22 protein-coding genes are annotated in these 21,147 nt (G+C 49.3%); 18 read left to right on the top strand and 4 right to left on the bottom strand.

Annotated elements, in window-relative coordinates; all coding sequences use genetic code 11:
- Positions 1-246 precede the first annotated feature (246 nt).
- The 18 genes from uraH to lipA all read left to right on the top strand — a co-directional run bounded on the left by uraH (position 247) and on the right by lipA (position 18,484).
- On the top strand, positions 247-657 hold the full coding sequence (gene uraH, locus HGT70_RS10145; protein WP_214195761.1) for a hydroxyisourate hydrolase: 411 nt from the start codon (positions 247-249) through the stop codon (positions 655-657).
- A 217-nt stretch (positions 658-874) separates the two neighbouring features.
- Positions 875-1,924, top strand: a complete 1,050-nt coding sequence (locus tag HGT70_RS10140; protein ID WP_214195760.1) for a PhoH family protein — start codon at positions 875-877, stop codon at positions 1,922-1,924.
- On the top strand, positions 1,924-2,400 hold the full coding sequence (ybeY, locus tag HGT70_RS10135; RefSeq protein WP_071434606.1) for an rRNA maturation RNase YbeY: 477 nt from the start codon (positions 1,924-1,926) through the stop codon (positions 2,398-2,400). The genes HGT70_RS10140 and ybeY overlap by 1 nt, the downstream gene beginning before the upstream one ends.
- Before the next feature lie 75 nt (positions 2,401-2,475).
- Positions 2,476-3,357 carry a CNNM family magnesium/cobalt transport protein CorC gene (gene corC / locus HGT70_RS10130; RefSeq protein ID WP_071435265.1) on the top strand — a complete coding sequence of 294 codons (882 nt, stop codon included), beginning with the start codon at positions 2,476-2,478 and terminating at the stop codon, positions 3,355-3,357.
- 5 nt (positions 3,358-3,362) lie between these two features.
- On the top strand, positions 3,363-4,889 hold the full coding sequence (gene lnt / locus HGT70_RS10125; RefSeq protein ID WP_214195759.1) for an apolipoprotein N-acyltransferase: 1,527 nt from the start codon (positions 3,363-3,365) through the stop codon (positions 4,887-4,889).
- A gap of 158 nt (positions 4,890-5,047) precedes the next feature.
- Positions 5,048-7,630: a leucine--tRNA ligase gene (leuS, locus tag HGT70_RS10120; protein WP_214195758.1), complete on the top strand. Its 2,583-nt coding sequence runs from the start codon at positions 5,048-5,050 to the stop codon at positions 7,628-7,630.
- A gap of 13 nt (positions 7,631-7,643) precedes the next feature.
- Complete coding sequence (gene lptE, locus HGT70_RS10115; protein ID WP_214195757.1) at positions 7,644-8,258, top strand: LPS assembly lipoprotein LptE; 615 nt, start codon at positions 7,644-7,646, stop codon at positions 8,256-8,258.
- On the top strand, positions 8,258-9,286 hold the full coding sequence (holA, locus tag HGT70_RS10110; RefSeq protein ID WP_214195756.1) for a DNA polymerase III subunit delta: 1,029 nt from the start codon (positions 8,258-8,260) through the stop codon (positions 9,284-9,286). Before lptE ends, holA begins: the two co-directional genes overlap by 1 nt.
- Complete coding sequence (gene nadD, locus HGT70_RS10105) at positions 9,279-9,923, top strand: nicotinate-nucleotide adenylyltransferase (protein ID WP_071434598.1); 645 nt, start codon at positions 9,279-9,281, stop codon at positions 9,921-9,923. The genes holA and nadD overlap by 8 nt, the downstream gene beginning before the upstream one ends.
- A gap of 98 nt (positions 9,924-10,021) precedes the next feature.
- Positions 10,022-10,339: a ribosome silencing factor gene (gene rsfS / locus HGT70_RS10100; RefSeq protein ID WP_071434596.1), complete on the top strand. Its 318-nt coding sequence runs from the start codon at positions 10,022-10,024 to the stop codon at positions 10,337-10,339.
- Between the two features lie 3 nt (positions 10,340-10,342).
- Positions 10,343-10,813, top strand: a complete 471-nt coding sequence (rlmH, locus tag HGT70_RS10095) for a 23S rRNA (pseudouridine(1915)-N(3))-methyltransferase RlmH (RefSeq protein ID WP_071434594.1) — start codon at positions 10,343-10,345, stop codon at positions 10,811-10,813.
- Positions 10,814-10,847: 34 nt separating this feature from the next.
- Positions 10,848-12,755: a peptidoglycan DD-transpeptidase MrdA gene (mrdA, locus tag HGT70_RS10090; protein ID WP_071434592.1), complete on the top strand. Its 1,908-nt coding sequence runs from the start codon at positions 10,848-10,850 to the stop codon at positions 12,753-12,755.
- 5 nt (positions 12,756-12,760) lie between these two features.
- Complete coding sequence (gene mrdB / locus HGT70_RS10085; RefSeq protein ID WP_071435261.1) at positions 12,761-13,873, top strand: peptidoglycan glycosyltransferase MrdB; 1,113 nt, start codon at positions 12,761-12,763, stop codon at positions 13,871-13,873.
- Positions 13,874-13,882: 9 nt separating this feature from the next.
- Positions 13,883-15,058: an endolytic peptidoglycan transglycosylase RlpA gene (gene rlpA, locus HGT70_RS10080; RefSeq protein ID WP_214195755.1), complete on the top strand. Its 1,176-nt coding sequence runs from the start codon at positions 13,883-13,885 to the stop codon at positions 15,056-15,058.
- Between the two features lie 72 nt (positions 15,059-15,130).
- Positions 15,131-16,342 (top strand): D-alanyl-D-alanine carboxypeptidase DacA, encoded by a 1,212-nt coding sequence (dacA, locus tag HGT70_RS10075; protein ID WP_071434588.1) that lies wholly within the window; start codon positions 15,131-15,133, stop codon positions 16,340-16,342.
- A gap of 87 nt (positions 16,343-16,429) precedes the next feature.
- Positions 16,430-16,693: a DUF493 family protein YbeD gene (gene ybeD, locus HGT70_RS10070; protein WP_071434586.1), complete on the top strand. Its 264-nt coding sequence runs from the start codon at positions 16,430-16,432 to the stop codon at positions 16,691-16,693.
- A complete protein-coding gene (lipB, locus tag HGT70_RS10065) occupies positions 16,693-17,397 on the top strand; it encodes a lipoyl(octanoyl) transferase LipB (protein ID WP_071434584.1) in 705 nt (234 codons plus the stop codon). The genes ybeD and lipB overlap by 1 nt, the downstream gene beginning before the upstream one ends.
- A gap of 121 nt (positions 17,398-17,518) precedes the next feature.
- Positions 17,519-18,484, top strand: coding sequence for a lipoyl synthase (lipA, locus tag HGT70_RS10060; RefSeq protein WP_071434583.1), 966 nt, complete (start codon positions 17,519-17,521; stop codon positions 18,482-18,484).
- Positions 18,485-18,571: 87 nt separating this feature from the next.
- Here lipA and tatE read toward each other — a convergent pair whose 3' ends face one another.
- The 4 genes from tatE to HGT70_RS10040 form a co-directional block, all read right to left on the bottom strand.
- Positions 18,572-18,775: a twin-arginine translocase subunit TatE gene (gene tatE / locus HGT70_RS10055; protein ID WP_071434581.1), complete on the bottom strand. Its 204-nt coding sequence runs from the start codon at positions 18,773-18,775 to the stop codon at positions 18,572-18,574.
- Between the two features lie 165 nt (positions 18,776-18,940).
- Entirely contained in the window at positions 18,941-19,150 is a 210-nt protein-coding gene (gene cspE / locus HGT70_RS10050) for a transcription antiterminator/RNA stability regulator CspE (RefSeq protein WP_006118399.1), read from the bottom strand.
- A 200-nt stretch (positions 19,151-19,350) separates the two neighbouring features.
- Positions 19,351-20,442, bottom strand: coding sequence for an endonuclease/exonuclease/phosphatase family protein (locus tag HGT70_RS10045; protein ID WP_422047371.1), 1,092 nt, complete (start codon positions 20,440-20,442; stop codon positions 19,351-19,353).
- Positions 20,443-20,455: 13 nt separating this feature from the next.
- Entirely contained in the window at positions 20,456-21,019 is a 564-nt protein-coding gene (locus HGT70_RS10040; RefSeq protein WP_241568906.1) for a YbhB/YbcL family Raf kinase inhibitor-like protein, read from the bottom strand.
- Between the last annotated feature and the right edge of the window lie 128 nt (positions 21,020-21,147).

Below are 21,147 nucleotides of genomic sequence, written 5' to 3'. Positions count from 1 at the left end.
TGCTTGTCTTCCCCAATCTGCGCGTTAAACAGCATAAGAGCACGGCTTTACCCTCTCTCGTATCCGGTCACCCTTAATTACCCGCCATTAACAGCCGCTAAAAAAGTGATCAGAAGCGATAATTATCACCGCTCCCCCTGACAGATCATCGATTGTGGTTAATGATTAGAGATTCTCGAAAACACATATTCCCATTAATCGACGCTATCTTAAACCTATAGCCCTACTCCGTTCGATGAGGTTCATATGAAATTAGCTTTATCACTGATATCTGTTCTCGGTGTGGCGGGATTGCCCGCTGCTATCGCCGCGCCAGAAGGCACCTTGAGCGTACATATTCTTAACCAGCAAACGGGTAAACCCTCTGCCGAAGTTACCGTCATTTTAGAGAAACAAACGGGTAGCGGCTGGCAGAAACTCGCTACGAGTAAAACTGACAGTAATGGCCGAGTCAAATCGCTCTACCCACAAGACTCAGCGATGAGCGCCGGGGTGTATAAAGTTACCTTTGAGACGGGTGACTATTTTAAACAACAGGGACAGGCGAGTTTCTTCCCTGAAATCCCCGTTATTTTTAGCGTCTCGCAACAGAACGAAAAGCTACATATTCCGTTACTGCTAAGCCAGTACGGTTACTCTACCTACCGAGGAAATTAGCGCTTCTGTCGGGTTAAGGTTTACTCACTGCGTCCCCATGTGAATACGTCCTAACATGGGGCCACCTCCTCAGTGACTATCGCCTTGCTTTTGCAGATTGTGCCCCAACCTCTTAGGGAGGCCTTGCATCCCATGCCTACAGCATAAATAATCTGCTTCATTATAGTTTACTCAATACGTCGGTAACCGATCGACCCAAGTGATAAAGAGGATAAATTTGAATATTGAAACCCGTGAAATCACACTTGAACCTGCCGATAACCCGCGTTTACTGAGCCTTTGTGGGCCTTTCGACGATAATCTTAAACATATTGAGCGCCGTTTAGGCCTCGAAATTAATCGACAAGATAATCATTTTAAACTCGCTGGCCGTCCACTCATCGTGGCAGCAGCGGAAAATATCTTGAAAAATCTCTATGTCGATACCGCGCCTGTACGGGGTCAATCTCAGGATATTTTACCCGAGAATATTCACTTAGCGATCAAAGAGAGTGGCGTACTGGAACAAACCGCCGATAGCGTCCCTAACTTCGGTAAAGCGATCAATATCCAGACGCGTCGCGGCGTCATCAAGCCACGCACGCCTAATCAAGCGCAATACCTTGCTAATATATTTGGACATGATATTACCTTCGGTATCGGTCCTGCCGGGACGGGTAAAACCTACTTGGCGGTTGCTGCAGCGGTGGATGCGTTAGAAAAACAAGAGATCCGACGTATCCTTCTCACCCGCCCAGCGGTAGAGGCTGGGGAAAAACTTGGGTTTTTACCCGGGGATTTAAGCCAAAAGGTCGATCCTTACTTACGTCCTCTGTATGATGCCCTCTTCGAAATGCTGGGCTTCGAACGCGTCGAAAAATTAATTGAGCGCAATGTTATCGAGGTCGCTCCCCTCGCCTATATGCGTGGGCGTACACTGAACGATGCATTTATTATTTTAGATGAGAGCCAAAACACCACGATTGAACAAATGAAAATGTTCCTAACGCGGATTGGCTTTAATTCTAAAGCAGTCATTACCGGTGATATCACGCAGATCGACCTGCCGCGTAATGCTAAGTCCGGCCTAAAACATGCCATTGAAGTGCTGTCCGACGTCAAAGAGCTGAGTTTTAATTTCTTCCATAGCGAAGATGTCGTCAGGCATCCAGTAGTGGCGCGTATTGTTACCGCTTACGAGGCGTGGGAAGAGGCGGACCAGCAGCGCCGGGCAGAGCGCGCGGAAGAAAGAAAGCGCGAAGCACAAGCCCCTACTCAGGAAAACTAATGGAACAAGATGTAATTTTAGATTTGCAAAATGTCTGCGCCGCAGCACAAGGCCTACCCAGCGAGGAACAGTTTCACCGCTGGCTAACCGCTGCGGTAAGCCCTTTTCAGGCTATTAGCGAAGTGACTATTCGCTTAGTCGATGAAGCAGAAAGCCACGAACTGAACCATACTTGGCGAGGAAAGGACAAACCGACCAATGTGCTATCCTTTCCTTTCGAGGCGCCACCGGGTATTGAAGATTTCCCTCTATTGGGTGATTTGATTATTTGTCGCCAGGTCGTGGAGCAAGAAGCGGTCGAACAACAAAAGTCGCTAGAGGCTCATTGGGCACACATGGTCATCCATGGTAGCCTGCATCTACTCGGCTACGACCATATCGACGATGACGAGGCAGAAGAGATGGAAGCCTTGGAAACTGAGATAATGCTTGCGCTTGGTTACCCTGACCCGTACATTTCTGAGAAAGAAGCCTAATATCTGTAAGAGGTGGTAAGTGTCGTTGTCCTTGCCACCAAAGTTTACTTAACGAGAGATCTAAATAAAACCGCCATGAGCGACGACCATTCTCAAAATAATGATACCCCAAGTAATAAAAAAGGATTTTTTTCATTACTCCTCAATCAGCTTTTTCACGGAGAGCCGAAAAACCGTGATGAACTCCTGGAATTAATAAGAGATTCTGAACAAAAAGATCTGATTGATGAAGATACCCGTGACATGATCGAAGGCGTGATGGATATTGCGCAGCAACGGGTGCGGGATATCATGATCCCTCGTTCACAGATGGTCACCTTAAAACGCGATCAGGCGCTCGATAGCTGCCTTGATATTATCGTCGATACCGCCCACTCACGCTTTCCGGTGATCAGCGAAGATAAAGACCACGTCGAAGGGATCTTGATGGCAAAAGATCTCCTGCCCTTTATGCGTAGCGATGCTGATACATTTAGTATTGAGAAAGTACTACGCCCGGTGGTCGTTGTCCCGGAAAGTAAGCGCGTCGACCGGATGCTTAAGGAGTTCCGCTCGCAACGCTACCACATGGCTATCGTCATTGATGAGTTCGGCGGCGTAGCCGGACTGGTTACTATCGAAGATATTCTGGAGCTTATCGTCGGAGAAATCGAAGATGAGTACGATGACGTCGAAGATGCCGATGTTCGCCAGCTCAACCGCCAAACCTATACGGTTAGAGCTTTGATGTCCATCGACGATTTTAACCAGCAATTTGCCACCAATTTCAGCGATGACGAAGTGGATACTGTCGGCGGACTCGTGATGCAAAGCTTTGGTCACCTCCCTGCTCGCGGAGAAAGTATCACGATTGACGGCTATCAATTCAAAGTCGCCGTAGCCGATCGCCGTCGTATCATTCAAGTGCATGTCCGTATTCCAGACAATGCTACCCCCATTACTCTTAACGACGACTAATGCTTATGGCTGTCAGTAAAAAACTTGATCGACAATCTGTTCGTCTCCTTCTTGCCTTGCTTACGGGTGCCATTGGCACCCTTGCTTTTTCCCCCTTCGACATCTGGCCAGCCGCTCTGCTCTCATTGTTTGGCTTACAATGGTTAACGACCGAGCGCAAGACATCGCAAGCAGCAGCCATCGGCTATTGCTGGGGAATGGGTCTATTTGGGAGTGGGGTAAATTGGGTCTATGTCAGCATCGCGACCTTCGGCGGTATGCCTGGTCCGGTTAATATCTTTTTAGTTGTCCTGCTTGCCGCTTGGCTGTCGCTGTTCACTCTACTCTTTGCCTTACTCTTAAATCGCTTCTGGCCACGCGTTAGCGCAGCGCGTCTGCTCCTTGCCGCCCCTGCCTTATGGCAAGTATCGGAATTCTTGCGCGGATGGGTGCTGACTGGTTTCCCATGGTTACAGTTTGGCTATAGCCAGATTGAAGGTCCTTTAAAAGGCATCGCCCCGATCGCCGGTGTCGAAACGATTAATTTCCTTCTAATGATGATCGCCGGTGCGTTAGTTCTCGCCCTCAAACAGCGCAAAGTCCGTTATCTTATCGGGGCGGGAACGGTACTGCTCCTCTGCTGGCCGCTACGCTATCTACATTGGTACCACGAACAGCCTGCGCGCAAGACGACGGTGGCGCTGGTACAAGGCGATATCGCCCAAAGTATGAAGTGGGACCCGCAACAGCTTTCTCGTAGCCTACAAACTTATACGCGCCTTACTGCACCACAGCTGGGTCATGCCAAACTTATTATTTGGCCTGAATCAGCGATCAGTGACTTAGAAACTAATCAGCAAGCTTTCCTTCATCAATGGGACGATGAACTGCGGGAAAGTGGCTCACTATTGGCCACGGGTATCGTCGACTCGCGCCTCATGGCAGATAACCGTTATCACGATTTTAATACTGTTATCACCTTGGGTAACTCGTCGCCTTATAGCTACTACAGCCCGAACCGTTACCAGAAAAACCACTTAGTTCCCTTTGGCGAGTTCGTACCTCTCGCCTCGCTGCTACGACCCCTAGCGCCCTTCTTCGACCTTCCTATGTCTGGGTTTAGTCGTGGGGCTTATTCGCAATCGCCGCTCTACCTGGGTGGATACCAGCTCACGACTGCAATTTGCTATGAGATCGTACTCGGCCAGCAGGTGCGCGATAATCTGCGTCCAGATACCGATTTCCTCCTTACGGTGTCGAATGATGCGTGGTTTGGACACTCGATTGGTCCTTGGCAACACTTTCAAATGGCGAGAATGCGAGCGCTCGAGCTTGGCAAACCGCTACTCAGAGATACCAACAATGGTATTACGGCGGTTATCGATCCTCAGGGGAATGTAATCAAACAACTTCCTCAATTCCAACCGGGCGTATTGACCGCTGAGGTTACGCCAACGCGCGGAGCCACCCCTTATGCCTTAACCGGTGATACGACAATCTGGATAATCAGCCTACTTAGCGCCGTCGTTGCCTTTAAAAGACGTAAAAAATAGCCCCTTCTACCGAGCCTCCAAGGAGGCTCATTTTTCGACAAATGATGACTCGCGAGAATTGGCAGTTGTTGCGCGGCAGCCTTATGGGTATGCTATGCGGATCTAAGTAAAGTCATTGTATCAAGCCCCACGCTTATTAATAAGGATCACTGGCCGCCATGCAAGAGCAATACCGCCCGGAAGAGATAGAGTCACACGTTCAAGCCCATTGGGATGAAAAAGAAACCTTCAAAGTTACCGAACAAGAAGGTAAAGAGAAATATTATTGCCTATCGATGCTTCCCTATCCTTCTGGCCGACTCCACATGGGGCATGTACGTAACTACACCATTGGTGATGTTATCGCGCGCTACCAGCGTCTCCAAGGTAAAAACGTTTTACAACCGATCGGTTGGGATGCCTTCGGCTTACCCGCTGAAGGGGCTGCCGTTAAGAACAATACTGCACCGGCACCTTGGACCTACGAAAACATCGATTACATGAAGAACCAGTTGAAGCTACTGGGCTTTGGTTATGACTGGAGCCGCGAGTTAGCGACCTGTCAGCCAGAGTATTACCGTTGGGAACAATGGTTCTTCACCAAGCTTTATGAAAAAGGCTTAGTTTATAAAAAAACCTCTGCGGTTAACTGGTGCCCGAACGACCAGACCGTGTTAGCGAATGAACAAGTGGTTGATGGATGCTGCTGGCGTTGCGACAGTAAAGTCGAACGCAAAGAGATCCCTCAATGGTTCATTAAAATTACCGATTATGCAGAAGAACTGCTTAATGATCTGGATACGTTAGAAGGTTGGCCTGAACAGGTTAAAACCATGCAACGTAACTGGATTGGCCGTTCCGAAGGTGTGGAAATTACTTTTGCTGTCGCGGACCGCAGCGACACCTTAACCGTTTACACCACTCGCCCTGACACCTTTATGGGAGCAACCTACGTCGCTGTCGCGGCTGGGCACCCATTAGCTCAAGAAGCGGCTGCGCAAGATCCCGCCTTAGCTGCATTCATTGAAGAGTGTCGTAATACCAAGGTTGCCGAAGCCGAGATGGCCACCATGGAGAAAAAAGGCCATGCGACCGGTTTTCATGTGATTCATCCGCTGACCGGTGAGAAACTGCCGTTGTGGGTCGCTAACTTTGTTCTAATGGAATACGGTACTGGCGCAGTAATGGCTGTTCCCGCCCACGACCAACGTGACTGGGAATTCGCAAACAAATACCAATTAATCATTAAACCGGTGGTTTGTGACGAAGAAGGAAATGTTCCTGATGTCAGCCACGAACCCCTGACCTTTAAAGGTCGCTTAGTCAACTCTGGTGAGTTTGATGGCCTGGACCATACTGCAGGCTTCAATGCGATTGCCGATGCGCTAGCCGCAAAAGGCGTAGGTGTTCGTAAAGTGAACTACCGTCTGCGTGACTGGGGGGTTTCCCGCCAACGTTACTGGGGTGCGCCAATCCCTATGGTGACGCTGGAAGATGGTACAGTCGTCCCGACACCGGAAGATCAATTACCCGTCTTACTGCCTGAAGATGTTGTGATGGACGGTATCACGAGTCCAATCAAAGCCGATCCAGAGTGGGCGAAAACCACCGTCAATGGGCAGCCTGCGTTACGTGAAACGGATACCTTCGATACCTTTATGGAATCTTCATGGTATTACGCGCGGTATACCTGTACAAACTACGATCAAGGTATGCTTGACCCTGCGGCAGCGAACTACTGGCTACCGGTTGACCAATACATCGGTGGTATCGAACATGCCATCATGCACTTGATGTATTTCCGCTTCTTCCACAAGCTGTTGCGTGATGCTGGGCTAGTAAACTCGAATGAGCCGGCGAAACGTCTACTCTGCCAAGGCATGGTATTGGCAGATGCCTATTATTATGTCGGCGCGAACGGTGAGCGTAACTGGGTTTCTCCTGTTGACGTAACCGTCGAGCGCGATGATAAAGGCCGTGTGACCAAAGCGACTGATAATACTGGCCGCGAAGTGGTGTATGCGGGCATGAGCAAAATGTCCAAGTCCAAAAATAACGGCATCGACCCACAATTGATGGTTGAACGTTATGGTGCCGATACCGTTCGGCTGTTCATGATGTTTGCCTCGCCTGCTGAGATGACATTGGAATGGCAAGAGTCAGGTGTTGAAGGGGCTAACCGCTTCTTGAAACGCGTCTGGCGTCTTGTGTATGAGCACACCAGTAAAGGAGCTGCCGCGCCATTAGACGTCGAAGCATTAAACGATGCTCAAAAAGCGCTACGTCGTGAAGTACATAAGACTATCGCGAAAGTATCTGATGATGTGGGACGCCGCCAAACCTTCAACACGGCGATTGCAGCGGTGATGGAGCTAATGAATAAGCTGACCCGTGCTCCGCAAGAAAGCGAGCAAGACAGGGCGCTGATGGATGAGGCATTAAATGCTGTCATTCGTCTACTTTATCCATTTATGCCTCACGCCTGTTTCGTCTTATGGCAAGCATTAGGCCAGGCTACGACGATTGACGAAGCTCAGTGGCCTATCGCAGATGAAAAAGCGATGGTCGAAGAAAGCGTCGTTATGGTTATCCAAATCAATGGTAAAGTGCGCGCCAAGATCAACGTTGCAGCAGAGGCGACTCAAGAGCAAGTTCAAGCCCTTGCCTCTGAAGAACATCTCGTCGCTAAATATTTAGACGGTGCAACGATTCGCAAAGCCATTTTCGTTCCTGGCAAACTGTTAAACCTAGTGATCGGTTAACTCCGGAGGTAACGTGCGACACTTTCTACTGTACTTAATGATGGCGACCGCGGTGCTAAGCACCGCAGGTTGCGGTTTTCATACTCGGGGTAACACTAAAATCCCTAAAGAAATGAAGACAATGATTTTAAATAGTGGTGACCCGTATGGTCCTCTCGCCCGAGCGGTACGCCAACAACTTCGTTTAAGCGGTATCAAACTGGTTGAGGATTCCGCAACACAACGCGTCAATGTGCCAACGCTACGCTTAGAAGGTGAAAATAACCACCGTGACACGGCGTCGGTCTTCTTAGACGGTAGTCGTGCCGAGTATCAATTAGTCATGACCGTCAATGGACAGATTTTGATCCCAGGTAAAGGTATTTACCCACTGCATACCACGGTTTATCGTGCCTACTTCGATAACTCTGGTAATCCACTAGCCGCTGACTCAGAACAAGATCTGATCAGCCAAGAAATGCGTCAGAGAGCCTCTGAACAGTTGGTTCGTCAGTTACTTGCCGTCCACGCTGCTGAACAGCAAATCAGTGGTCACGCACCGACAGCCCAGCCTACCTTAGCCCAACCTGAGGTAATCACGAGTTCTTCAGAACAAAGCAGCAATGCTGGTGTAGCGCTCGGTAACTGATGACCAGAGTGTTCCCTGAGCAACTTTCGGCGCAACTCAATCATGGGTTGCGTCGTTATTATATTTTAGTGGGAAGCGACCCGCTGCTCCATTTGGAGAGTCAGCAAGCTATTGTCAATGCTGCGAAGCAGCAAGGCTTCAGTGAGCAGCACGCCTTTACTATCGACCAACATACCGATTGGGAACGACTGTTTAGCGAGTCCCAAGCGATGAGCCTATTTAGCCAGCGGCAAATTTTTGTGTTGCAGCTCGCAGATAATGGTCCTAACGCGACGCAAACGACTCAATTGGCGCAGCTATTTTCCTTAGTCCATGACGATCTACTACTGATCATTCATGCGCCGAAGGTTACCAAGGCGCAAGAGAACAGTATTTGGTATAAAGCGTTGCTAGAGGAAGGTCTACACGTTACGTGTAACACCCCTGACCATCAACAACTTCCCCGCTGGGTACAGAATCGCTGTCGAGCGCTGTCGCTAGAGATAGATCCCCCTTCCCTACAACTGCTCTGCTACTACTACGAAGGGAATCTGTTAGCACTCTCGCAAGCCTTAGAACGCCTTTCATTACTTTGGCCGGATGGCGTACTGACGCTGCCAAGAGTAGAAGAAGCGGTCTATGATGCTGCAGTGTTCACGCCTTATCATTGGATTGATGCACTCTTGGCCGGAAAAAGTAAGCGCGCCTTACACGTGTTACAACAATTAGCCCGTGAAGATCACGAGCCAATTATCTTATTAAGAACATTGCAGCGAGAGCTGATGATTTTACTGGATGTTCAGGCAAAACCCGCTGACGCGCGCCGTGCTGCAATGGACAAACTGCGTGTTTGGCAAAATAGACGTCAACTCTATACCGGCGCGCTACAGCGCCTGGATCGAACACGATTACGCCACGTCGTGCATCAGTTAGCCTCACTTGAAATTGCCGTGAAAAAGGACTTTTCCGCTGAGTGTTGGCCAGCGTTAAACGCGCTGAGTATCCTTATTTGTCAACCACAGTTCCCTACAGGACTTTATCATGTCTAAGCTCTCTGCTTGGTTTGGGGGAACCTTCGACCCCATCCATAACGGTCATTTGCATTGTGCACGTGAGATTGCCGCGTTAATCGGCGTCGATAAGGTCACACTTCTGCCGAATAACGTGCCGCCGCATCGTCCCCAACCGGAAGCAACGGCAGAGCAGCGCGTAGAATTAATTCAATGCGCGATACGTCACGACCCCTTGTTTTCCATTGATACCCGCGAGCTACTGCGTGATACGCCTTCGTGGACTATCGATACCCTTACACTGCTTCGTGAGGAAGTAGGCGTCGCATGTCCTTTAGCCTTTATTATCGGCCAAGACTCGTTGCTGACGATCAATAAATGGGAAAGATGGCAAGAGATCCTAGATTACTGTCATCTCATCGTTGCCCAACGCCCTGGCTATGCTAGCCAACATACCGATAACAAAGTCCAATCATGGATCAACCGCCACGTGGTTGAAGCCGAGACTTTACATCAGCAGCCGTGTGGCGGAATATTCTTTGCAGATACTTCACTGTATACCATCTCAGCCACCGATATTCGCCGTCGACTTCACCTCGGGTTAAGTTGCCAAAATCTACTGCCTGATGACGTCATTCGCTACATCGCCGACACTGGCTTATATCGCCCTCGCTGACTGCGTGGTACACTACGCCCTCACCCCTAGCTAACGCTTATTATTCTCGGTTACTAGGGATTTTATTTCTTTATCCATCAATACCTAAGGTGAAGCTTTTGCAAGGCCAAGCACTCCAAGCTTTCGTCGTCGATAAAGTTGACGATATCAAAGCGCAAAATATAATTTCTATTGATGTTCACGGTAAATCAAGTATCACCGATTGCATGGTGATCTGTACTGGAACCTCATCGCGTCATGTCATGTCTATTGCGGATCACCTCAAGCAGGAAGCTAAACTCGTAGGCTTACAGCCAATGGGAACTGAAGGCAAGGTCTCTGGTGACTGGGTCGTCGTCGATCTGGGCGAGGTCATTGTCCATATCATGGAAGAAGAAGCTCGCCAGCTTTATGAGCTTGAGAAACTCTGGAGCTAATGAGTGAAATTGCAGCTCGTCGCCGTCGGCACTAAAATGCCCGATTGGGTTCAAACCGGATTTATGGACTATCTACGCCGTTTTCCGCGCGATATGCCCTTTGAACTTATCGAAATTCCTGCTGGTAAACGAGGTAAGAACGCCGATATCAAGCGGATCCTCGAGAAAGAAGGTGAGGCGATGTTAGCTGCAGTGGGTAAAGGCAACCGTATCGTGACCCTCGATATTCCCGGCACGCCTTGGGAGACCCCGGTATTAGCTCAACAGCTAGACCGGTGGAAGCAAGATGGTCGCGACGTCAGTTTATTGATTGGCGGCCCGGAAGGTCTTGCCCCTGCCTGTAAAGCTGCGGCAGATCAAAGTTGGTCACTCTCACCGTTGACCTTACCGCATCCGTTAGTCAGAGTATTAGTCGCTGAAAGCCTTTATCGTGCGTGGAGCATTACGACTAACCATCCTTACCATCGCGAATAATCTCTCGACATTTGATTAAGTAGAAAACACTTGCATGAAATTGACTGCCTACGCTTTTCGTGACTATAGCGCCGAACAAAAATTGTTTGTAAAACGGGCTGCCATCGCGCTTGTGGGTGTTTTTCTATTATTTTCGATCCTAGTCGTCAATCTGTGTCATTTACAGATCTTTCATTACGATGATTACCGCACTCGTTCTAATCAAAACCGCATTAAGCTGGTCCCTATCGCGCCCAGCCGTGGCATTATTTACGATCGTAATAATATCCCGCTCGCACTCAATAAGACTATTTACCAAGCCGAAATTCTGCCTGCCAAAGTCCCGAATCTAAAGCAAACGTTGCACGACTTACAGCCGGTCTTATCGCTGAGCGACGACGAGTTGGCGAACTTTGAAAAGGAACGTAGACTAGCTCGCCGCTTTACCTCCGTCGTCATTAAATATGAATTAAACGATGAGCAAATTGCACGTTTTGCGGTGAATCAATATCGTTTTCCAGGCGTAGAGATCAAGGGTTATCAGCGTCGCTATTACCCTTATGGGTCAAGCCTGACGCACATCGTCGGCTATATCTCGAAAATTAATGATCGGGATATGGCGCGCCTTAATAACGAACAGAAGGCCGGTAACTATAGTGCGAGCCACGATATAGGCAAACTTGGGGTTGAGGCCTATTACGAAGACACATTGCATGGTAATACCGGTTATGAAGAGGTCGAGGTTAATAATCGGGGGCGCGTGGTCAGGCAGCTCAGCGAGGTTAGCCCACAAGCAGGCGAAGATATTACCTTAACGCTCGACTTACGTTTGCAGCAATATATTGAAACGCTATTGGCAGGTAGCCGAGCCGCGGTCGTAGTGAGCGATCCGCGTAACGGTGAAATCTTGGCGATGGTGTCGATGCCAAGCTACGACCCTAATTTATTCGTCGAAGGTATCTCAAGTAAAAATTATAAAGAATTATTGACCAATCCCGACCGGCCGTTGTACAACCGTGCCATTCAAGCCGCCTACCCGCCTGCTTCGACAGTGAAACCCTTTGTCGCTGTTTCTGCTCTGAGCGCGGGGGTCATTACCAAGAATACGAGTCTTTTCGACCCCGGTTGGTGGCAGCTACCAGGCACAGAAAAACGCTTTCGTGATTGGAAAAAATGGGGCCATGGAAGCCTGAACGTCACTAAATCTCTTGAAGAATCGGCGGATACCTTTTTCTATCAGGTGGCATTTGATATGGGGATAGACCGCCTCTCAGAGTGGATGACCAAATTCGGTTACGGACAACGTACGGGTATCGATCTCCCACAAGAGAGTGCCGGTAACATGCCAACGCGTGAGTGGAAGCTCAATCGCTTCAAAAAACCATGGTATCAGGGAGATACTATTCCGGTCGGAATCGGACAAGGGTATTGGACGGCCACACCTTTGCAAATGAATAAAGCGTTGATGGCGCTGATTAATGATGGCGTCCTGAAGGTTCCGCATCTATTACTCTCCGCGAAAAGCGGGTCTAAGACCGCACCTTATCAGGCCCCAGAGGTTGAGACGATTGGCGATGTGGACTCCGGCTACTGGGAGATTGCCAAAGACGGTATGTATGGTGTAGCGAATCGTGCAAATGGCACCGCGCATAAAAGCTTTATGGGAGCCCCCTATAAAATCGCGGCAAAATCCGGCACTGCTCAGGTATTCGGGCTTAAGGCAAATGAAACTTACAATGCACATAAAATTTCCGAGCGTTTGCGTGATCATAAACTAATGACCGCCTTCGCTCCTTACGATAACCCACGCGTCGCTGTCACCATTATCTTAGAGAATGGGGGAGCTGGCGCAGCTGTCGGCACTATTATGCGACAAATTTTGGACCATATAATGTTAGGCGATAATACGACCCAATTATCACCAGAGGCACCGCAGCCTCCTGGCTACGAAGGTGACGAGTAATGTCTATGAGTGACCACCCACAGAAACAGTCGATCTGGACACGTATCCACGTCGATCCAATGTTCATGATTATCATTTTGACGCTATTGACCTATAGCGGCTTTATTATCTGGAGTGCCAGCGGCCAAGATCCCGGCATGATGGAGCGTAAGATCGGGCAAATTGGCATGGGGTTAGCACTCATGCTGACCCTCGCACAAATCCCTCCCCGTGTTTATGAAAGTTGGGCGCCTTATCTCTATATTCTTAGCGTCGTTCTACTCATTGCCGTCGATGCGTTTGGTCATATTAGTAAAGGCGCGCAGCGCTGGCTCGACCTTGGTGTCGTACGCTTTCAGCCCTCGGAGATTGCTAAAATTGCGGTGCCACTGATGGTGGCACGCTTTATTAATCGCGATATCTGCCCGCCTTCTCTCAAGAATACGGCTATCGCGCTAGTCTTGATCGCCCTGCCTACTTTATTGGTGGCTGCCCAACCGGATCTCGGAACGGCTATTTTGATCGCCGCATCAGGGATTTTCGTTCTATTCCTTTCTGGAATGAGCTGGCGATTGATTGGTATTGCCGTACTGCTTCTCGCTGCGTTTATCCCCATACTCTGGTTCTTCTTGATGCATGACTATCAGCGCGACCGTGTCATGATGCTTCTTAATCCTGAGAGTGACCCGCTTGGAGCTGGCTACCATATTATTCAATCGAAGATCGCTATCGGATCGGGGGGGTTACGAGGTAAAGGCTGGTTACACGGTACGCAGTCACAACTTGAATTCCTACCTGAACGCCATACCGACTTTATTTTTGCGGTATTAGCTGAGGAGTTAGGGCTTATCGGTGTGCTGGGTTTACTCGCTCTCTATCTGCTGTTAATTATCCGTGGATTAATTATTGCTGCCCGTGCACAGACCACCTTCGGCCGTGTAATGGCGGGAGGTTTAATGCTAATCTTATTTGTCTACGTGTTCGTGAATATTGGTATGGTCAGCGGGATCCTGCCAGTGGTAGGGGTCCCCTTACCCTTGGTTAGCTATGGGGGTTCTGCATTAGTGGTATTAATGGCAGGTTTTGGCATTGTAATGTCAATTCATACTCATCGAAAAATGTTATCTAAAAGCGTATAAGAGGCAGACATGCGAAAGGAATGGCTTGGAATTAGCTTGGCATCATTAATGTTAGCGGCGTGTTCGTCAGATCAGCAACAGCAGAATTACACCGCCCCACCTTTGCCTGCCTATAATGGCCCGGTGGTGGAGATCCCAGGTATTGAACCGAAATACGAGCCTCGCAACAGTACCGCTAATAACAATTATACCGTTAATGGTATTAGTTATAAGATTGCGACGGATACGCAAAACTTTAGCCAAATTGGTTTAGCGACTACTTACGGCGCGGACGCTCAAGGTAATCGCACCGCCTCCGGTGAAGCTTTTGATACGGATGCATTCACCGCTGCGCACCCAACATTGCCGATCCCCTCTTATGTTCGCGTGACCAATTTAGCGAACAACCGGCAGATCGTCGTGCGCATTAATGACCGTGGTCCGTTTATCCCTGGACGTATTATTGACCTCTCCCCTGCTGCGGCCACCCGTTTGAATACCTCAAATAATAGTCGTGTGCGCATCGATGTCATTAACGTTACCCCCGATGGGACGCTATCGGGCCCGGGAACCATCGGGACTCGAGTCGCGAAGCAGAGCTATGATCTGCCTGCACGCCCTGATCTTGACGGCGGGATGACGACGAGTGAATCAGCCGCCCCCGGTGGCACCGCATTACCCCCTGTCACCACGCCAACTGCGCCTACAGATACCAATGTACGCGCCGTAGACAACAGTGAACTGCAAAGCAATGGAAGTAGCGGTGCCCCCGTGCACAGTAATGGTCTACAAGGTGCGCCGCAACCCCTACGCAGCGGCGTATTAGAGTCTGATGAACCGCAAGAGGCACCAGCGGTAACCCAACCGTCCGCTGCACCTGCCGTCGCTGCGGCGACCGTTGCCGCCTCAACTCCCCATACCACTCCAGCCGTGAATCCGCCGGTCACCAAACCGGCTGCATCAAGTCATGGTAGTGGTAAAGGGTTTGTCGTCCAGGTTGCTGCGGTCAATAATGCAGAACGCGCTAACGAGTTACAAAAGAAACTCGCGCAGCATTACAATGTTGCCGGACACGTTGAAGCGGTAAATGGTAACGTCTATCGCGTACAGCTTGGCGGCTATGGTAGCCGTAGCGAAGCAACCGCGCTGCAACAGCGCCTCGCACAGGACAATCTGACTTCATTCGTTACTTCAAATAATAACTAATAGACTCACCGACGCCCACTACTCTTTCAGTGTAGTGGGTCTTTAGCTACGCCTCTGAATGAGTACGTCACAATGAATAAAGCTTTCACTCTAAAGATCGTTAAGCGCTTGACCTTGTTATCCCTCACGGCGTCACTGATTGGACCTTGCGTATACGCTGACGATACACTTGTACAAACGATGATCCCAGGCGTACCCGCTATCGATGCCGAAGCCTATATCGTGATGGACTATAACTCAGGCAAGATCCTCGCTGAGAAAAATGCCGATGCTCGTCGCGATCCCGCAAGTTTAACCAAAATGATGACCAGTTATGTTATTGGTCAGGCGGTTAAAGCCGGTAAAATTCACCAAGACGATCTCGTCACCGTAGGACAAGATGCGTGGGCGACAGGTAACCCGGTATTTAAGGGTTCATCGTTGATGTTCCTTAAACCGGGCGACCGCGTACCGGTCTCTCAGCTTACGCGCGGTATTGTCCTGCAGTCGGGGAATGATGCGTGCGTCGCCATGGCTGATTATGTCGCAGGTAGTCAAGACACCTTTGTCGGGTTGATGAATAACTACGTTAACTCGCTCGGCTTGAAAAACACCCATTTTCAAACCGTGCATGGGTTAGACGCCGAAGGGCAATACAGCTCAGCGCGCGACATGGCGCTAATCGGCCAAGCGCTGATCCGCGACGTCCCTGAAGAATATGCGATCTATCACGAAAAAGAGTTTACCTTCAACAATATCCGCCAGCTTAATCGTAATGGTTTGCTGTGGGATACCAGTATGAACGTTGATGGTATCAAGACTGGCCATACTAATTCCGCTGGCTACAATTTGGTCGCTTCCGCCACAGAGGGCCAGATGCGGCTTATTTCTGCGGTGATGGGCGGACATACCTATAAAGGTCGCGAAACCGAGAGTAAAAAATTACTGACTTGGGGTTTCCGCTTTTTCGAAACGATTTCCCCTATTAAAGCGGGCAAGGACTTTGCCTCAGAACCCGTTTGGTTTGGTAATACCGATAAAGCTGAGTTAGGCGTTAATAAAGACGTCTATATCACCGTCCCACGTGGGCGTATGAAGGATCTCAAGGCCAGCTATGTCTTAAATTCGGGAGAGCTACACGCCCCGCTTCAGAAAAACCAAGTCGTCGGAACCATTAATTTCCAGCTTGATGGAAAAATTATCGATAAGCGTCCGCTGATGGTGCTCAATGCGGTGCCTGAAGGGGGCTTTTTCAGTAAGATCGTCGACCATATTAAGCTGATGTTCCATCACTGGTTTGGCTAAATCCCTTGATTTTCGCGTTCTGACCCCCACATACTTAGTAATCTTCACTCCCGCGTTCGCGGGAGTCTTTTTTCTCTTGGAGTGACTATGAAAACCAAATTAAATGAGCTGCTAGAATTTCCCACCCCTTTCACGTACAAAGTCATGGGCCTCGCTCAGCCTGAACTGGTTGATCAGGTTATCGAGGTCGTACAGCGCCATGCACCAGGCGAATACTCGCCGACTATTACCCCGAGTAGTAAAGGAAACTATCACTCGGTCTCTATCACCATTAATGCGACACACATCGACCAAGTCGAAACCTTATACGAAGAATTAGGTAATATCGAAATTGTTCGAATGGTGATGTAATGAACCACAGCCAGCCAGCCGCGAGTATTGAACAGTCGCCCCTTATCGTCCGTTATCTTGGGCAGCAAGAGTGGGCAGCGGTTTCAGAGGCGATGCATCAGTTTACCGATCAGCGTAGCCCGCAAACCGCCGACGAACTATGGCTCGTCGAACACCCGGCGGTCTTCACACAGGGACAAGCCGGGAAGGCTGAGCATTTATTGGCAACCGGCGATATTCCGGTGATGCAGAGTGATCGCGGCGGGCAGGTCACTTATCATGGTCCCGGCCAACAGATCATGTACGTGTTGATTGATATCCGCCGTCGTAAACTTGGCGTCCGAGATCTGGTGACGACGTTAGAGAATACAGTGATTGCGACCGCTGCTGACGATAAGCTCGACGCCTATGCGCGCGCCGATGCACCGGGCGTTTATATCGCAGAACAGAAGATCTGTTCGCTTGGACTGCGTATCCGTCATGGCTGCTCTTTCCACGGCTTAGCACTAAATGTTGATATGGATCTTTCACCTTTTGACCGTATCAATCCCTGTGGTTACGCAGGATTGACGATGACACAATTACGTGACCTCGGTAGCTCTCGAAGCCAAACAGCGGTCGCCGAAGCGTTGGTCAAACATTTTACCCATTACGTTCATTACCCCAAGGTAATCACCGACTGCCCAATACCCAGTACTCATCCGCTTTCTTTTACAAACTTGTAACTTTTGTGCGCTTGAGGCTGTGTAAGCAGCGGCCTAGTGATATACTTTTGCAAATTTATCAGAAAAGTTGAATTACTCTCCGATAAGGCGAGATTCTTCTGACAGTGATGCGGAATACCTTATGAGCAAACCAATACAGATGGAACGCGGCGTTAAATACCGTGACGCCGATAAAATGGCCTTGATTCCGGTGAAGACCGTTGTCACTGAACGCCAAGAAGTCCTGCGTAAACCCGAGTGGATGAAGATTAAGCTGCCTGCTGATTCAAGTCGCATTCAAGGGATTAAAGCAGCGATGCGTAAAAATGGCCTACACTCAGTCTGTGAAGAAGCCTCCTGCCCTAACCTGGCAGAGTGCTTCAACCACGGAACAGCCACCTTTATGATTCTTGGGGCTATCTGTACGCGCCGTTGTCCATTCTGTGATGTTGCCCATGGTCGTCCTGTCGCCCCCGACGCCAACGAGCCAGAGAAACTCGGACAGACTATTGCAGACATGGCATTACGTTATGTGGTGATCACCTCCGTTGACCGTGATGATTTGCGTGACGGTGGTGCACAACACTTTGCCGACTGTATCGATGCTATCCGCGCAAAAAGCCCGACGATTAAAATCGAGACGCTGGTTCCCGACTTTCGTGGACGCATGGATAAAGCCTTAGAGATCCTTTCAGCGTCTCCTCCAGATGTCTTCAACCATAATCTTGAAAATGTCCCCCGTTTATATCGCCAAGTGCGCCCAGGGGCCAACTACCAGTGGTCATTAACTTTACTGGAGAAATTTAAGCAGCAGCATCCTGAAATTCCGACTAAGTCAGGACTGATGGTAGGATTAGGCGAAACGAACGAAGAGATTGTAGAGGTTATGCGTGATCTGCGCCGCCATGGCGTGACGATGCTAACCCTTGGCCAGTACTTACAACCTAGCCGTCACCATCTGCCTGTGCAGCGCTATGTGAGCCCTGCAGAGTTTGATGAGATGAAAGAGGCTGCCATGGAGATGGGCTTTACCCACGCTGCTTGTGGACCTTTCGTCCGTTCCTCGTACCATGCCGATATGCAGGCGCAAGGTATCGAAATTAAATAGCCCCTTCCCTACAGCAAAAAGCCAGTACTCATTCGAATACTGGCTTTTTTTATATTTACTTACAATAAGTCGTAATTGAGCGTGAGATTACTCTTTATGCGTGACGCGATCTGCCGTCACTTCTTCGGCAGCGGGGGTTTTCGCCGTCGAGTCTTCTTCTTTCATCGCTTTCTTGAAGCCCTTGATTGCACTTCCTAAGTCGCCACCTAGTGAACGTAACTTATTCGTACCAAACAATAAAACGATTAATGCGCCAATGATTAACAGCTTGGCTAAGCTAATACCTTCCATAACTCTCTTTCAACCTCATTACCTAGCAGGACATGACACCTATCATGATAGAGTAGGATTATAACACAATTGTGATCTGTAACAGATTGCGTATTAACATTCTTACAACGTTATAGCAAAAAAAAACCCGCCTAAAAGGCGGGTTTTTGAATTCTGGCTGTTAAATTACAGGCTGATAACGTTAGCAGCAGATGGGCCTTTAGCACCATCAGTAATTTCAAACTCAACGCGTTGACCTTCAGCAAGAGTTTTGAAGCCATTGCTCTGGATAGCAGAGAAGTGTACGAATACATCTTTGCTGCCATCTTCAGGAGTAATGAAACCGAATCCTTTAGATTCATTAAACCACTTAACGTTACCTTTAATCTTAGACATCTATATTACCTTTACATTAAAAAAGACACTAAATCTGTGTCGGTATCTAGTACACCAATTGCGGAGCCATTTGTCCAGTAAGATCTGATGAAAAAGTGATAAATATCGTTTTTTTGTACAATTGCTTGATATTCAGCCAGCAAAACCCCTATTTTTTGGAACCGGAACCATGTCTGACAGTACGGGGAGTTGAGATATTTTTACCCTCCAGGACGATGAACGTGTTTTTCGTCACCTGCGACGGTATGTAACACCTCTCTCGCCAACTTCTCATCCGCACCGTTATGCTGCAATTCTTGCTGCTCGGCGCCCTGCTCAGGATGATAAAGCAACTCCACATAGAAGGGATAGTGATCGGAGCCAATACTCGGTAGCCGTTTTAGCGCTTTTAAAACAAAATGCTTACTGTGGAAAACATGGTCGAGGGGCCAGCGAAGGAAAGGATAGCTCGCGTGGAACGTCGAGAACATGCCCCGCCCACGACGCGGATCCATCAGTCCACTGACTTTGAGGAATAAGCGCGTACTGCGTGACCATGCGACATCGTTCATATCCCCCGTAACGATAACCGGTATGTCGCGCTGTTTGACGCTTTTACCCACCATAACTAACTCTGCATCCCGATCCGTGGAAACATCGTTCTCTGTTGGGCTAGGGGGCGTAGGATGAAGACAATGTAGACTCACCTCAGTCCCCTCCTCCGTCACTAAGAGCAGATGCGCCGAGGGGATCTCAGCATCGACGAGGTACTGAATCTTGGCATCGCGTACGGCGATCCGCGAATACACATGCATCCCATAAAGATTGTCTTGTGGACAGCGAATGACCCAAGGATAGTGTTGTTCCAAGGGCTTAAGCTGATCCTCCCACCATTGATCCGTTTCGACCGCGACTAAGACATCTGGCCGCTGTTGTTCGACTAGCGCGAGCAGCTTGTCAGCCTGACGGTTAGGCGTTAATACATTCGATACCATGACTTTAAGCGTGGTTCCAGACCATTGTGGCCGCGCGTCCTTAACCTGCTTACGCGCAAAAGGCGTGTAAGGATAGATCCAGAGTAATTGGTATGCAGCACAGCCTAACGTGACGAATTGCAGCAGAGTTACCCATAACGTCGATTCCAGCTCGTAATAGCTAGAGGTTAGGGCCAACGCTAACGCAATCACCAACAATTGTACGCGTGGAAAATCCCACACCCTCACCCACCAATAGCGGCAGTGGGAAAGTGGGGCTAACGTTAAGAGTAATAATACACTGCTTAACAACGTTAAGAGTATTAGCACAGATGCGATCTCGATTTAACTATCAGTGGGGGATCTGCGCTTGATAGCCGGCAACTGTTCCTGCAGCGGCGAGCGCATGGCCTTCGAGACGATGGAGCAGCTCTTCACGCAATAGCCCCGCCGGCAGCGCTGTCGGTGCAAGGTCAGTCGCGATTAATGTGAAGGTGTAGTAATGCAAATCGAGTGTCGGAGGGGGGCAAGGTCCGACGTAGGCCTCAGTCCCTTTACTATTCAGTCCACCCACGAACCCTTTACCGTTACTCAGCGCGGTACGCTCCAGACGTTGAGTGGTTGCCGGAATACCGTAGGCGACCAGATGGGTGACCCCAAGACCGTTCTTACCCTGTGGATCTTGAATAATCAGCGCATAGCTCTTGGTATTCGCTGGCGCATTTTGCCATTCCAGTAACGGGGAAATATTTTGCCCATGGCAAGCAGGATCGTTCCCCGGCTTGCCCCCTGCCGCGCTAGGCAGAAGTTTACCCGCGGTAAAATCGGGGGAACTGAGTGTGAACGGTGCAGCAAAAGCCGCAGCACTCCCTACCGACGCGGCGATAAGGCATAGAGAGGATAAAAGCTTGTTCATTATTTTGTCCGATCCTAAATGATAAATATTAAACAATCTTATAACAACATTTATGATTTAGGGTAGCGCAGAGATGCACTGTGCGGATTTTAATAACAAATTAAGGATTCTCTGAGCCAATGACCGAA

Origin of the sequence: Rosenbergiella collisarenosi, from assembly GCF_018494085.1 — a bacterium.
Lineage (GTDB): Bacteria > Pseudomonadota > Gammaproteobacteria > Enterobacterales > Enterobacteriaceae > Rosenbergiella > Rosenbergiella collisarenosi.
Note: the sequence above shows the minus strand (reverse complement) of the source record. Positions and strands in the feature narration are given on the sequence as shown.